This window comes from Trinickia sp., from assembly GCF_051954495.1.
Lineage (GTDB): Bacteria > Pseudomonadota > Gammaproteobacteria > Burkholderiales > Burkholderiaceae > Trinickia.
Genome location: NZ_JBQCHR010000130.1, coordinates 1 through 13132, shown reverse-complemented (window position 1 = coordinate 13132; position 13132 = coordinate 1). Strand labels below are relative to the sequence as shown.

General features: G+C 63.8%; 14 protein-coding genes and 1 pseudogene. 2 read left to right on the top strand and 13 right to left on the bottom strand.

The features are described 5' to 3' along the window. Positions 1-23: 23 nt before the first annotated feature. The 4 genes from rfbD to rfbB are packed head-to-tail and all read right to left on the bottom strand — an operon-like array spanning position 24 to position 3426. Positions 24-926 (bottom strand): dTDP-4-dehydrorhamnose reductase, encoded by a 903-nt coding sequence (gene rfbD, locus ACTHNR_RS18270; protein ID WP_440549070.1) that lies wholly within the window; start codon positions 924-926, stop codon positions 24-26. Next, positions 923-1468: a dTDP-4-dehydrorhamnose 3,5-epimerase gene (gene rfbC / locus ACTHNR_RS18265; RefSeq protein WP_440549069.1), complete on the bottom strand. Its 546-nt coding sequence runs from the start codon at positions 1466-1468 to the stop codon at positions 923-925. Before rfbC ends, rfbD begins: the two co-directional genes overlap by 4 nt. A gap of 2 nt (positions 1469-1470) precedes the next feature. Next, entirely contained in the window at positions 1471-2352 is an 882-nt protein-coding gene (rfbA, locus tag ACTHNR_RS18260; RefSeq protein ID WP_440549068.1) for a glucose-1-phosphate thymidylyltransferase RfbA, read from the bottom strand. A 12-nt stretch (positions 2353-2364) separates the two neighbouring features. Continuing rightward, positions 2365-3426 carry a dTDP-glucose 4,6-dehydratase gene (rfbB, locus tag ACTHNR_RS18255; protein ID WP_440549067.1) on the bottom strand — a complete coding sequence of 354 codons (1062 nt, stop codon included), beginning with the start codon at positions 3424-3426 and terminating at the stop codon, positions 2365-2367. A gap of 205 nt (positions 3427-3631) precedes the next feature. On the opposite strand from rfbB, the gene ACTHNR_RS18250 reads away from it, so the two are divergent. Then, positions 3632-4483: a symmetrical bis(5'-nucleosyl)-tetraphosphatase gene (locus tag ACTHNR_RS18250; RefSeq protein ID WP_440549066.1), complete on the top strand. Its 852-nt coding sequence runs from the start codon at positions 3632-3634 to the stop codon at positions 4481-4483. Positions 4484-4502: 19 nt separating this feature from the next. Here the strand turns inward: ACTHNR_RS18250 and ACTHNR_RS18245 are convergent, their stop codons facing one another. The 8 genes and pseudogenes from ACTHNR_RS18245 to ACTHNR_RS18210 form a co-directional block, all read right to left on the bottom strand. Continuing rightward, positions 4503-5333, bottom strand: a complete 831-nt coding sequence (locus tag ACTHNR_RS18245; protein WP_440549065.1) for a lysophospholipid acyltransferase family protein — start codon at positions 5331-5333, stop codon at positions 4503-4505. 26 nt (positions 5334-5359) lie between these two features. Further along, a pseudogene (locus ACTHNR_RS18240) lies at positions 5360-6636 on the bottom strand (dihydroorotase). Positions 6637-6700: 64 nt separating this feature from the next. After that, positions 6701-7705, bottom strand: a complete 1005-nt coding sequence (locus ACTHNR_RS18235) for an aspartate carbamoyltransferase catalytic subunit (RefSeq protein WP_440549064.1) — start codon at positions 7703-7705, stop codon at positions 6701-6703. A 134-nt stretch (positions 7706-7839) separates the two neighbouring features. Beyond that, on the bottom strand, positions 7840-8355 hold the full coding sequence (pyrR, locus tag ACTHNR_RS18230) for a bifunctional pyr operon transcriptional regulator/uracil phosphoribosyltransferase PyrR (protein ID WP_440549063.1): 516 nt from the start codon (positions 8353-8355) through the stop codon (positions 7840-7842). Then, the gene (gene ruvX / locus ACTHNR_RS18225; RefSeq protein WP_440549062.1) at positions 8342-8776 is read right to left on the bottom strand and encodes a Holliday junction resolvase RuvX; all 435 of its coding nucleotides are present in this window, start codon (positions 8774-8776) and stop codon (positions 8342-8344) included. The genes pyrR and ruvX overlap by 14 nt, the downstream gene beginning before the upstream one ends. Beyond that, complete coding sequence (locus ACTHNR_RS18220) at positions 8773-9351, bottom strand: YqgE/AlgH family protein (RefSeq protein WP_440549061.1); 579 nt, start codon at positions 9349-9351, stop codon at positions 8773-8775. The genes ruvX and ACTHNR_RS18220 overlap by 4 nt, the downstream gene beginning before the upstream one ends. Positions 9352-9588: 237 nt before the next feature. Beyond that, positions 9589-10956 (bottom strand): hypothetical protein, encoded by a 1368-nt coding sequence (locus ACTHNR_RS18215; protein WP_440549060.1) that lies wholly within the window; start codon positions 10954-10956, stop codon positions 9589-9591. 61 nt (positions 10957-11017) lie between these two features. After that, positions 11018-11188: a rubredoxin gene (locus ACTHNR_RS18210; protein WP_004186709.1), complete on the bottom strand. Its 171-nt coding sequence runs from the start codon at positions 11186-11188 to the stop codon at positions 11018-11020. Between the two features lie 266 nt (positions 11189-11454). On the opposite strand from ACTHNR_RS18210, the gene ACTHNR_RS18205 reads away from it, so the two are divergent. Further along, entirely contained in the window at positions 11455-12315 is an 861-nt protein-coding gene (locus ACTHNR_RS18205; protein ID WP_440549059.1) for a hydroxymethylpyrimidine/phosphomethylpyrimidine kinase, read from the top strand. A 112-nt stretch (positions 12316-12427) separates the two neighbouring features. Here ACTHNR_RS18205 and ACTHNR_RS18200 read toward each other — a convergent pair. Then, on the bottom strand, positions 12428-13132 hold a 705-nt coding region (locus ACTHNR_RS18200), incomplete at its 5' end, for a TCP-1/cpn60 chaperonin family protein (protein WP_440549058.1).

Genomic DNA, 13132 nt, shown 5'->3' with positions numbered 1-13132 from the left:
GTCGCCCGCTTCATCCGCCCGTATTATCGCGAGCCGCTAGCTAGCGCTTCGTCGAACACCAGTTGCAGGTATGCGTCCCAGTCTTGACGAAAAAGGCCAAATCGCCGCTCCAATTTGCAGTTGTCGAGCAAGCTGTTGCGTGGCCTCTCCGCCGCTGTCATGTATTCGCTGGACGCAATGGGCTCGATCGAGCGCGTCAGGACTCGCCCCGGACAGGCGGAGGCAAACGCGTCGATGATCCGCGACGCGAAGCCGAACCAACTCGTACTTCCGTTAGCAGTCATGTGAAACAGACCGCTTTCGAAGAGGCCGCTCTTACGCTCTGCGGCCGCCTGTCGAATTGCGTGCGCCGTCAAATCGGCGATCATCCGTGCCGCGGTCGGTGCACCGTATTGATCAGCCACGACCCGCAGCGTTTCGCGCTCTTGTGCGAGCCGAAGCATCGTTTGAAAAAAATTCGCACCGCGCGCGGAGTAAACCCACGATGTTCGGAACACGAGCCAGTCACCGCCCGCCGCCTCGATAGCTATTTCCCCGGCCAGCTTGCCGCGTCCATACTCGTTCAGAGGCCTGGGCGCATCGGTCTCCCCATAGGGACCGGCCTTTTTGCCGTCGAACACGTAATCGGTGGAGAAATGAACGAAAAGCGCGCCGATATCTCGCGCCCCTTCAGCGAGAGCGCCTACAGCGTCCGCGTTGATCGTCGAGGCAAGCTTCGCTTCGCTTTCGGCTTTATCGACCGCGGTATATGCCGCGGCATTCACTACGATGTCCGGTTTGATTTCGCCGATGAGCCCAGGTAGCCGGTCGGGCCGCGATAGGTCTGCATCTTCACGGCCGAGCGCCACCACGTGCCCTAGCGGCGCCAAGCTTCGCGTCAATTCCCATCCCACCTGGCCGCCCCGACCAATCACGAGCAATTTCATTCGTAGACCTCTGCATCGCGCAAGCGCTGAGCAGCTGCATCCTTCTTCGCCAAAGTGGGCTCGAAATCGATTGGCCAATCGATCGCGACGTCGGGGTCATTCCAAAGCAAGCAACGCTCGTGCTCCGGATACCAAAAGTCTGTCGTTTTATAGAAAAACTCGGCAGTGTCCGACAGCACCACGAAGCCATGCGCGAATCCGGGTGGAATCCACATGTGGCGCTTGTTTTCGGCCGACAGCAACGCCCCTACCCACTTGCCGAAAGTCGGCGAGCTGCGACGCATGTCGACGGCGACATCGAACACCTCGCCGCTCAGCACATGCACAAGCTTGCCTTGGGGGTGCTGAATTTGGTAGTGCATGCCCCGCAAAACGCCTTTGGATGAACGGGAGTGATTGTCCTGCGTGAATTGCACGCCCGCAGTGACCTGTTGTTCGAAAACGCGTGAGTTGAAGCTCTCGAAGAAGAAACCGCGGGCGTCCTCAAACACCTTCGGCTCGATAATTTTGACGTCGGGCAGCGAAGTAGCAATGACTCTCATATTCAGGCGATCGGATCCGAAAGTAGGTTGCGCAGATAGTGCCCATACGCGTTCTTCGACAGGGGCGCGGCGAGTCTCTCGAGTTGCTCCGCGGTAATCCACTTGCGACGGTATGCAATCTCCTCGGGACACGCCACCACGAGGCCCTGCCGTTTTTGCAGCGTCGCGATGAATGAAGCCGCTTCGATCAACGAATCATGCGTACCCGTATCTAGCCACGCATAGCCGCGCCCCATGATTTCAACAGTCAGCGCGCCTTCGCGAAGATAGTGCGAGTTCACGTCGGTGATTTCGAGTTCGCCGCGCGCCGACGGCTTGATCTGACTGGCAATATCGCACACGCGCTGGTCGTAAAAGTACAAGCCCGTTACCGCATAGTTGGAGCGGGGCTCGAGAGGTTTCTCCTCGATCGAGACTGCCCTAAAGCCGCGATCAAACTCCACGACCCCATAGCGCTCGGGATCGTTGACGTGGTATGCAAAGACGGTGGCGCCCGCTTCACGCTGGTCCGCACGTTCAAGTTGCCCCGCCAGGTCATGCCCGTAAAAAATGTTGTCGCCGAGGATTAACGCACTCGGATCCGAGCCCACGAAGTCCCGCCCAATAATGAACGCCTGTGCAAGCCCGTCAGGCGAGGGCTGCACGGCGTACTGCAGGTTCATGCCCCACTGACCTCCGTCGCCTAGCATCGCGGCGAATCGCGGCGTGTCTTGCGGCGTCGAGATGACCAACACTTCCCGAATTCCCGCGAGCATCAGCGTCGACAGCGGGTAATAGATCATCGGCTTGTCGTACACAGGCAGCAATTGCTTCGAGACGACGTTCGTGATCGGGTACAGCCGTGTGCCCGAGCCCCCGGCAAGAATAATTCCCTTACGCGCCATGCCTCGTTCTCCTTAAGCGCGTTTCGCGTAGTTGGTTTCCACCCACTTCCGGTACTCGCCAGACGCCACCTCGTCGACCCATTCTTGATTGTCGAGATACCACTGCACGGTCTTAGCGAGTCCTGTCTCGAACGTCTCCGCCGGCGTCCAGCCGAGTTCGCGTTCGAGCTTATGTGCGTCTATCGCGTAGCGTCGATCATGCCCGGGGCGATCTTTCACGAATGCGATTTGGTCGCGGTACGAACCGCCCGCCTTCGGCCTAGCAACATCGAGCAGCGCGCAAATCGTCTCCACGACGTCGATATTCGTCTTCTCGTTCCAGCCGCCCACGTTGTAGGTCTGACCGACTTCGCCGCGCGCCAAGATCTGTCGAATCGCACTGCAATGGTCGCCTACGTAAAGCCAATCGCGCACGTTACGACCATCGCCATAAACAGGCAGCGCCTTTCCGGCCAGCGCATTGGCGATCATCAGCGGGATCAGCTTTTCCGGAAACTGATATGGACCGTAATTGTTCGAACAGTTCGTGGTCAGCGTCGGCAAGCCGTAGGTGTGATGATAGGCACGCACGAGGTGATCGGAGCCTGCCTTCGTCGCCGAATAGGGGCTGTTCGGCGCATAAGGAGTGGTTTCCGAAAACTGAGGATCGGCTGGACCGAGCGACCCGTACACTTCGTCGGTCGATACATGCAAGAACCGGAATGCCTCACGGTCAGCGTCATCGAGCGCGGCCCAGTATCTGCGCGCAGCCTCGAGCAGCACGAACGTGCCGACGACGTTAGTTTGGACGAAATCGGCAGGGCCGTGGATTGAGCGGTCGACGTGACTCTCCGCTGCGAAGTGGACCACCGCGCGCGGCCGGTGAGCCAAAAACAGCGAATCGAGCGCGGCAGCGTCGCAGATATCGGCACGCACAAATACATGCCGGCTATCTCCCTCGAGCGACTTCAACGTGCGAAGATTGCCCGCATATGTGAGCTTATCGACGTTGAGTACGACTTCGTCAGTGTCGCGCAACCAGTCGAGCACGAAATTTGCACCGATAAAGCCGGCACCGCCCGTTACGAGAATCATGAAGGTTCCTGTTCCTATTCGATAGGCGTGACCGGCAAGTAGGTAGGCAAACGGACTTTCCGTACAATCCCGATCACTGAATCAACCGCGCGCCGCACCGATAGCCTTGCCATGGGCAAGGTCGGCCGCTTCGATGCCGCCAATTATACGGCGGCGCTGCAACAATTCGATCAGTCGAGCCCCAGCAGGCTCGCCTCGCGCAACGATGACGACATTCGCCGTATCCGCCCCCTTCGCCTTCGGCGACCTCCAAGGCTGCCACGCGCCGTTTCGGCGCCTGCTCGACGCGCTCCCGCTCGAACCTGACACCCCGCTATGGTTTGCCGGCGACCTCATCAACCGAGGCCCCGATTCCCTCGCCACGCTGCGCGAAGTCTCCGGCTACGGCGCCCGAGCAACGGCGGTGCTAGGCAATCACGACCTGCACCTGCTCGCCGTGGCGGCTGGCATTCGCAAGATGAAAGACAGCGATACGATCGCCGACATCCTCGAAGCCCCCGACGCCGAACCGCTCCTAGAGTGGCTGCGTCAACGCCCGTTCGCCCATTTCGAAAACGGCATGCTGATGGTGCATGCCGGCGTCTTGCCACAGTGGGATGCAACGCTCACGCTGGAACTCGCCGACGAGTTGCAGCGGGCTTTGCGCTCGCCCGATTGGAAGGACACGCTGAAAGACCTCTACGGCAACGAGCCGCGCCGCTGGTCGCCCGATCTGAAGCGTAAGGACCGCATGCGCGTGGCGTTCAATGCGCTCACACGTATTCGCTTTTGTACCGCCGACGGCACCATGGAATTCGCAGCGAATGGCGGGCCCAACTCGGCGCCCGCCGGACAGATGCCTTGGTTCGACGCCTCCGATCGAGCCACGTCGGACGTCACGGTCGTCTTCGGCCACTGGGCCGCGCTTGGGCTCATGGTGCGCGAGAATCTCGTCGCGCTCGATTCGGGCTGCGTATGGGGCAACCGCCTATCGGCCGTCAGGCTTGCGCGCGATCCGAGCGCACGCACCGTCGTGCAAGTCGACTGCGCGGAATGCGCGAGCGGCGCGGGAAAATAAACCGTCCGGCGGCCGATGCTCAATGCCGCGGCGTCAGCGTCCCCTCGATCGATCCTTCGTCGTCCGAAGCACGTTCGTCCGCGGCCGGCGCTCCGTGCTCGAGCGGCCGCGCCACACTTGCCTGCAGTTCGCTCAACCCCGCCTGCACCGCCTCGCGCGCTTTCGCCGAAAGTGCGCGCCGATCCTCCATCGGCTCGATCGGCGCCCCGACATACAAATGCGCCGTAAACGGTCCACCGTTGAGCACCGCGTCGAGCGACTGCCCCAGGCTCATCTCGCCGATATACGCCGGCGCCGTCGACTGGCGCCCTGCCACATCTTCATAAAGCAAGCAGATCGGTTGCACGGGGCACTGCGCCGATACGGCCGCCTGAAACAGGTTGGCATGGAACGGCAGCAGCGTCAGACCGTCGGACGTCGTCCCCTCCGGAAAAACGCACACCACGCCACCGCCCTCCAAACGCGCCGCCATCTCGTGCATGGCCCGTTGGGCATCCCGGCGCTTTTCCCGATGGATGAAGATCGTATCCAACCGGTGCGCCAGCCAGCCCACCACAGGCCACTGCCGCACTTCCGCCTTCGACACGAACGGCGTGGGCCGCCAGGCGTTGATCACGTAGATATCGGCCCATGAAATATGGTTGCCGACCACGAGCGCCCCGTGATCGAGGCGATGCTCGTCGTGGTGAACCACGAGCCGCATGCCCGCCAGGCGCAGCAGCTTCAGCGACCACGCGCGATTGACCTCGCGCTTTCGCGCATCGGACCAGCGTGAATAGCGCGTCGCAATGATCCACATGCCGTGAAGCAGATGCAGCACGAGACGCAGCTTGGCGAGCATGATCTTCATGTCGATCGACCCGATAGGCGTTGGCGTTACGCCTGCGCGTACGCCACGCGCCCGGCGACGATCGTCGCCCGCACGCGCGCCGGCAGTTCGTACCCGAGGAACGGCGTGTTGTGCCCTTGGCTCTTGAGCGCGCGCGGCTCCACGCGCCAAAACGCATCGCGGTCGAACACGCAGATATCCGCCGCCGCGCCCACTTCGATACGTCCTACCGGCAGCTTGAGGACGTTGGCCGGCGCCGATGTGATGCGGCCCAGCGCCTGCGCAAGCGGCAGCTTCGCTTCATCGGCCCACTTGATCGTCAACGAAAGCAGCAACTCCAGGCCCGTCGCGCCCGGCGTGGCTTCAGCGAACGGCAGCAGTTTCTCGTCATCGTCGACAGGCGTGTGATCGGAACAAATTGCATCGATCGTGCCGTCGGCCAAGCCCGCGCGAATCGCCTCGCGATCGCGCTGCCCGCGCAGCGCGGGTCGAGCCGGAACTGCGAATCGAAATAGCCGATGTCGACGTCGATGAGATGAACGTGATTCGCACTGACGTCGCAGGTGACGGCGAGCCCCTCGGCCTTCGCCTCGCGCACGAGCGCGACGCCCGCGGCCGACGACAAGCGCGACAAATGCACGCGCGCGCCCGTGCCTCGCATCAGCTCGAAAATCGTGTGCAGCGCGATGGTCTCGGCGGCCACCGGCACGCCCGACAAACCCAGGCGCGAGGCAACCGCGCCGCTCGCGGCCACGCCATCCTTGGCGAGGTAGGCGTCGATCGGCCGCAGCCATACCGCATAGCCGTATGTGCTCGCGTATTGCAGCGCGCGCAGCAGCACTTTCGTGTCGACGATCGGCTCGTCCACCTGCGTAAAACCGACGCAACCCGCCTCGGTCAGTCCCACCATCTCGGTGATGACGGCGCCCTTCAAGCCCACCGTGAGCGCGCCGAGCGGATGAACGTGTGCGCGATGAAGCTTGCTCGCGCGAAACTTGAGCATTTCGACGAGCCCCGGTTCATCGAGCACCGGATCCGTATCCGGCGGGCACGCGAGCGTCGTGATCCCGCCCGCGACAGCCGCCGCCATTTCCGAGTCGAGCGTCGCCTTGTGCTCGTAGCCGGGCTCGCGCAAGCGCGCCGACAAATCGACGAAGCCCGGCGCCACCTGCAAGCCCTTCGCGTCGATGGTCTTGTCCGCCTCGAAACCGTCGGGCGCCGCGCCGATTGCGGCGATCTTGCCGTCGGCGATGTAGACGTCCGCGCGTTTTTCCACGCCCGCGGCCGGGTCGATCACCGTGCCGCCTTCGATATGAATCTTCATGTGCTGCCTTTGTTCTCGTTGCGTCGCTCTCGAGCTTGCCGTTCGGCCGATTCGAGGCGCTCGCTCAGTCGTTGTTGCCGGCCACGATGCTCATCACCGCCATGCGCACGGCGATCCCGAACGTCACTTGATTGAGGATCACCGATTGCGGCCCGTCGGCCACTTGAGAATCGATTTCCACGCCGCGGTTCATGGGGCCCGGGTGCATGACGATCGCGTCGGGCTTCGCGCGCGCGAGCCGCTCGGGGGTGAGCCCCCAGCTCTTGAAGTACTCTTGCGCCGAGGGCAGCAGCGCGCCGCTCATCCGCTCGTTCTGCAAGCGCAGCATGATGATGACGTCGACGTCTTTCAGGCCCTCGTCGAGGTCGTGATAAACGCGCACGCCGAGCTCTTCCAAGCCGCCCGGCAGCAGCGTGCGCGGGCCGATCGCCCGCACCTCGGGCACGCCGAGCGTGGTCAGCGCGTGGATGTCGGAACGCGCCACGCGCGAGTGCAGGATGTCGCCGACGATCGCCACGCGCAGATTCGTGAAATCGCGCTTGTAGTGGCGGATCGTGTACATGTCGAGCAACCCTTGCGTGGGGTGCGCGTGCCGCCCGTCGCCGGCGTTGATCACGTGCACGTGCGGGGCGCAATGCTCGGCGATCAGATACGGCGCGCCGCTCGACGCATGCCGCACGACGAACATGTCGGCATGCATGGCCGACAGATTGTTGATCGTGTCGAGCAGCGATTCGCCCTTGCTCGTCGACGAAGCGTTGATGTTCAGATTGAGCACGTCGGCCGAGAGCCGCTTCGCCGCGATTTCGAAGGTCGTGCGCGTACGCGTCGAGTTCTCGAAAAACAGGTTGAAGATCGATTTGCCGCGCAAAAGCGGCACCTTCTTCACCTCGCGGTCGGTCACGCTCACGAACGGCTCCGCCGTATCGAGGATATGCGTGAGAATGGAGCGCGGCAGCCCTTCGATCGTGAGCAAATGCTTGAGCTCGCCGTTTTTCGTGAGCTGCGGATTGCCCTTCAGGAAGCCGTAGCGAAAGCGCTCGGCGCTGCCCGGAGTGACGGTGTTCATGGTCGGTCTGACGGTCTAATACAAACGTGAATGAGCGAAGCGCCGCGCATGGCGCGCGGGCGCCTCGACGCAGCGCATGCGCGATACGCCGTGATGCGATAGCGGCCTACGGGAGAAACAGCACGAAGCACGGGCTACGCGCCTCGCGCTTCGGTGCGGAAGGCCAGGCGCTTATCCGGGCCTTGTTCCAGCACGAGCGTCGTGGCCGCGTCGATTTCGGCATGGGCGCCCACGAAGCGCGCCTCGATCGGCATCTCGCGGCCGCTGCGCTCGGCCAGCACGGCCAACTCGATCGATGCGGGACGCCCGTAGTCGTACAGCTCGTTGATAGCCGCGCGCACGGTGCGCCCCGTGTGCAGCACATCGTCCACCAGCACGATGCGCCGATCGTTGACGTCGAACGGCAGCGACGTGGGCGACGCTTGGCTGTGCAGCCCCTTTTTAGCGTAATCGTCGCGATGCAGCGCGACGTTGACGACGCCGAACACCTTGGCCCCCAGATCGCCGGCTAGGCGCTCGGCCAGCCAGGCGCCGCCGCTGAAGATGCCCGCGAGCACGGGGCCGTCCGCGGCCGCGAAGGACGCGCCGTAGACGTCGCGAATTTGCGCGACGAGCGCCCCGTAGGACGCTTCGGCATCAATGGCACTCATTGGAAAGTCCGTCCAAATACTGTTGAAGAATGATGCGGGCGGCTTCTGCATCGCGCATGTCGGCCCCGACGCCTCGTTCGCGCATGTCGATATCGGCTTCGACCGAACTATAGCGTTCGTCCACCCAGTCGACCGGCAAATTGAAACGCCCGTTCAACTGATTGCCGAATCGTTTGGCCAATTGCGTCATTTCGTGCGGAGTGCCGTCGGGATGGCACGGCAGGCCGACGACGAGCGCATCGGGCTTCCACTCGCCGATGAGCTTGCCCACGGCTTCGAAACGAAACTCGCGGTTGCGATTCTGGACGACGACGAGCGCACGGGCCTGCCGCGTCAACGCATTGCCGACCGCAACCCCGATGCGCTTCTCGCCATAGTCGAACGCAAGCAGCGTCGCCTCACGCCCGACCGGCTTCATCATGCGTGACCCGCGTCGCCCGACAGCATGGAGGGCGTGACGCCGAGCAGCCCCAACGCCGCCTGGAAGCGTTCCTCTGCGGGCACGTCGAACACGATCTTCGGATCGGCCTCGACCGTCAGCCAGCCGTTGCGCGAGATTTCCTCTTCGAGCTGCCCCGCCCCCCAGCCCGCATGGCCGAGCGTAAGCAGGAAGCGCTGCGGCCCCTTGCCGCTCGCGACGTCTTCGAGCACGTCTTTCGAGGTTGTCATCTCTAGGCCGCCGGTGACGGCCATCGACGAGGTATACGCGCTGCCCTCGACCGGCTCGTGCAGCACGAAGCCGCGCTCGGTTTGCACCGGGCCGCCGAAGTAGACGGGAACATGGAGCAGCGGCTCGATCTCGAGCTTCAGATCGATGCGGCTGAATAGCGATTCGAGATCGATGTCGGTCGGCCGGTTGATGACGAGGCCAAGCGCACCGCGCTCGCTGTGATCGCAAAGGTAGACCACAGTCCCTGAAAAAGTGGGATCGGCCATATTGGGCATGGCGATCAGGAACTGGTTGGTCAGGTTGATGCGATCGTTACTCTTAGGCATGGTTCGAATTTTAGCAAAGACGGTGCACGTTGGACGCCACAAGTGCGCGCCGGCTCGCAATGGCCGGCCACGCGCCGGAAGCGGCGCATCGTTCGAGCCCGCTTCTTAAAGCGGCCCTATGTTTCTCGCACTCTATCACGCATGCACACCGTCGCCCGGCGCATAGCCGTTCGGACAAGGGTTTGCCGCGCGGCATGGCCGGCGATGAAGAAGGAAGTCTTGCAGTGCTTAAGACACTTACGCGGCCTGTATGGTCCCTGCGGCACCTGGGGTGCGCTCGATGGCCTGCGTGAGCAGCGCAAGCGGAACGGCCGAATCGGGCGGCGCGACGCCCGCCGCGACGCGCAGCAGCATCGCGCGCAACGCTTCGCCTGCCTGCTCGATCGGCTTGCGCTGCGGCGCCGACTGCGGCGAGGCGACGCGCGCCGCATAGGCATGGCGGCGCCATGCCAAACCGAGCGCATCGGCGAGCAGCGAGACGTGACCGAGCCCAAGGGCTTGCGCCGCGGCGCCCAGCCGATAGGCCGCTTGGGCGGCATGCTCGGCCGCGGCGGCGTCCGGCGTTGCCGATGCGAACGCGGCATCGGCGCCGACGGTCAGCGCCGCCATCGATGCATCCGCCGTTTGCAGAAAATCCTCGTACGCATAAACGTTGACGGACAGCACGCCGAGTTCGCGCGTGGCCGCACCGCTCGCCCCCGCGCTTTCGGCCTGGGCCGCTTCCTGCTCCCAGGCGGCCTCCGACGATTGCGTGCCGGCGACGTGCCAGTCGACCGTCAGCCCATAGTCGTTGAGCAGCGCCACCGCGTCGGCATCTTCGGCGGCCGCGCCATATAACGCATAGTCGCGCCACAGCAAGGCAAGCGCCGCGCGCACGAACGAACGCGGGGCGTATTGCTGGCCATGGCCCTGCTCGGCCAGCAGCAAGTTGCAGCGGGCATAGAAGCGCTTGGCGTCCGGATCGCCCGCCTGCGAACGGCCGTTCAAGCGCAACGTGCGAGCGCATGCACGCGCCAGACGCCAAACGTCGTACGCGTCGTCGCCGGCGAGCTCGGCCACGCAGGCATCGAGCGTATCGAGCGCCGCCCCGCCGTCGTCATGCCCTTTCAACACGGGCAGCAGCGCCTGCTCGTATCGTGCGCGCAAACCGGCGTGCGCGGGGCCGGAATGCGCCCGCATGACGGCCGGCGCAATAGGCCGCCCCGCCAGGGCGAGATCCTCGAGGGCGACGGCGTAGGCCTGCGTATGGCGCGCCACCTGGGCATTCAACTCGCAGTAATGACTGAACAGCGTGGGCGAACATGCCAGCTCGCGCAAGTTGCGACGGGCCAATGCGGCATGAAAATCGGCCAGCGCCGCTTCGAATTGCACGAGAAAATCGCCGTTCGCGAAGGGGGAAGCCAGCACGAGCGCATCGGTGAACCGCTGCGAGGCGAGCCACCCCGCCTGACGCAGCGCTTGCGCGGCGCGCAGCAATGGCCCGACCACGGCCATCCGCGCCTCGCAGGCATGCCGGGCTTCGAGCAGCGCGGCCTCGGCCTCGCGCACGGCGGCGCCGCGGGGGTTCGGCAACGCCTCGAGGCTTGGCAAATCGGCGGATGTCATGGCTTCGTGAGGATGCGACGCAACTCGTACGCACGCGCGCACGAACCGGGCCGGCTAACGATCAGATCTGCACCATTTCGAAATCTTCCTTGCGAGCGCCGCATTCCGGGCATGTCCAGTTGATCGGAACGTCTTCCCAGCGCGTGCCCGGCGCAATGCCTTCTTCCGGCAGCCCGGCCTCTTCGTCGTAGATCCACCCGCAAATGAGGCACATCCAGCTTTTATATTCCATTCTTGTATCGCGTTGAAAACCATTGATCAAAGAGCCATGATGGTACCGTTTTTGGGGTGCCCCTGGCTAGGCGTAGTCGGCGTTCCGGCTGCGTGGAAACCCGGGTCGCCGCGCGAGTTCGCGTCCAACATGCGAGCAACGCCGCATACGCAGCCCGCTAATGCCCTTTCTTCGCGCCATCGGACCGAATTAAGCCTCATAATGAGGCGCGCGCAGGCGAGCCGGCCGGCTCGCCGCTTGCGTTCTTCTCGACATTGCTCCACTCCATGCTCAGCGCCGCCCCCCCTATCGTTCTAACCTTCGGCTTGTCCGATCCCACCGGCGGCTTCGGCCTGCAAGCCGATTTGCTCACGCTCGCCAGCATGGGCTGCCACGGGGTGTCGGTCCTGACCGGCTATACCGTGCGCGACTCGGCCACCTGCGACGAAGTGACAGGGCTCGACCCCGAGGTCGTCGCCACGCAAGCGCGCATGTTGCTCGAGGACATGCCCATCGCGGCATTCAAAATCGGCGCGGCCACACGCGCCGAAGTCGTCAGCGCCATTGCGGAAGTCGTGGCCGACTACGACGGTATTCCGCTGATCCTCGCCCCCGATTTCACCGTCGACGACGAACACGTGCTTGCCGCCGACGAACTGCGCGAATCCATCGCCGATCTGCTGGCGCCGCAAACGACGGTGCTGATCGCGGATCAAGCCACGCTCATCACGCTGGCGCAGCCCGACGGCGAAGCCGAAGCGCCGAGCCTCGATGCCGCGATCGCGCATTTGCTGTCGCAAGGCGCCGAATACGTGCTATCGACGCAAACGGGCACCCATCGGCTCGTCAACACGCTTTACAGCGAGGAAGGCCAGCTACGGCAGGATATGTGGGACCGGCCGCAGTATCGGCTCATGGGCATCACGGATACGCTCGGCGCGGCCGTCGCCGCGCTGCTCGCGAACGGCCAGGAGCCGGCCGAAGCGGTGCGCGAAGCGCAGGAATATCTCTATCAGGCGGCCCGGCAGGCGTTCCGGCCCGGCATGGGCGCGTATTTGCCCGACCGCTTCTTCTGGGCGCGCGACGACGAAGAGGAATCGCCGCCGATTGGCGAGCGCGCCCCGCGTCAGAAGCCGTCGCGCGCATAAAAAAACCCCGCATTGCTGCGGGGTTTTTTTCGGCTTGGAGGCACGGCTTTCACCGCGCCCGCCATGTCGTTTCGGCGAGCGGCCTAAAAGCAGGGGCCGCTCGAACCCGAAATTACATGTCCATGCCCATGCCGCCCATGCCGCCGGGCATACCGCCAGGCATCGGGGCATCCTTCTTCGGCAGTTCGGCAACGGCTGCGTCCGTCGTCAGCAGCAGGCCTGCCACCGAAGCGGCGTTTTGCAGCGCCGTACGCGTGACCTTCGTCGGATCGACGACGCCGGCTTCCACCAGATCGCCGTACTCTTCCGTCGCAGCGTTGAAGCCGTAGTTGCCCTTGCCTCCGGCAACGGCCGCCACGACAACGCCGGCTTCCAAGCCGCCGTTGACCACGATCTGACGCAGCGGCTCTTCCATCGCGCGCAGCACGATCTTGATGCCTGCGTCTTGGTCGGCATTCGCGCCCTTCAGGCCCGTGATGGCCGTGCGAGCGCGGATCAGCGCAACACCGCCGCCAGGAACGATGCCTTCTTCAACGGCGGCACGCGTGGCGTGCAGCGCGTCTTCGACACGTGCCTTCTTTTCCTTCATTTCGACTTCGGTCGCGGCGCCGACCTTGATCACTGCCACGCCGCCGGCCAGCTTGGCCACGCGCTCTTGCAGCTTTTCACGGTCGTAGTCGGACGTCGCTTCTTCGATTTGCGTGCGGATTTGCTTCACGCGCGCTTCGATGTTCTTCCCTTCGCCTGCGCCGTCGATGATCGTCGTGTTTTCCTTGCCCACTTCGATGCGCTTGGCTTGACCGAGCTCTTGCAGCGT

Coding starts and splice junctions, on each gene's coding strand:
- rfbD (WP_440549070.1), bottom strand. CDS start 926: ATGAAATTGCTCGTGATTGGTCGGGGCGGCCAGGTGGGATGGGAATTG.
- rfbC (WP_440549069.1), bottom strand. CDS start 1,468: ATGAGAGTCATTGCTACTTCGCTGCCCGACGTCAAAATTATCGAGCCG.
- rfbA (WP_440549068.1), bottom strand. CDS start 2,352: ATGGCGCGTAAGGGAATTATTCTTGCCGGGGGCTCGGGCACACGGCTG.
- rfbB (WP_440549067.1), bottom strand. CDS start 3,426: ATGATTCTCGTAACGGGCGGTGCCGGCTTTATCGGTGCAAATTTCGTG.
- ACTHNR_RS18250 (WP_440549066.1), top strand. CDS start 3,632: ATGACGACATTCGCCGTATCCGCCCCCTTCGCCTTCGGCGACCTCCAA.
- ACTHNR_RS18245 (WP_440549065.1), bottom strand. CDS start 5,333: ATGAAGATCATGCTCGCCAAGCTGCGTCTCGTGCTGCATCTGCTTCAC.
- ACTHNR_RS18235 (WP_440549064.1), bottom strand. CDS start 7,705: ATGAACACCGTCACTCCGGGCAGCGCCGAGCGCTTTCGCTACGGCTTC.
- pyrR (WP_440549063.1), bottom strand. CDS start 8,355: ATGAGTGCCATTGATGCCGAAGCGTCCTACGGGGCGCTCGTCGCGCAA.
- ruvX (WP_440549062.1), bottom strand. CDS start 8,776: ATGATGAAGCCGGTCGGGCGTGAGGCGACGCTGCTTGCGTTCGACTAT.
- ACTHNR_RS18220 (WP_440549061.1), bottom strand. CDS start 9,351: ATGCCTAAGAGTAACGATCGCATCAACCTGACCAACCAGTTCCTGATC.
- ACTHNR_RS18215 (WP_440549060.1), bottom strand. CDS start 10,956: ATGACATCCGCCGATTTGCCAAGCCTCGAGGCGTTGCCGAACCCCCGC.
- ACTHNR_RS18210 (WP_004186709.1), bottom strand. CDS start 11,188: ATGGAATATAAAAGCTGGATGTGCCTCATTTGCGGGTGGATCTACGAC.
- ACTHNR_RS18205 (WP_440549059.1), top strand. CDS start 11,455: ATGCTCAGCGCCGCCCCCCCTATCGTTCTAACCTTCGGCTTGTCCGAT.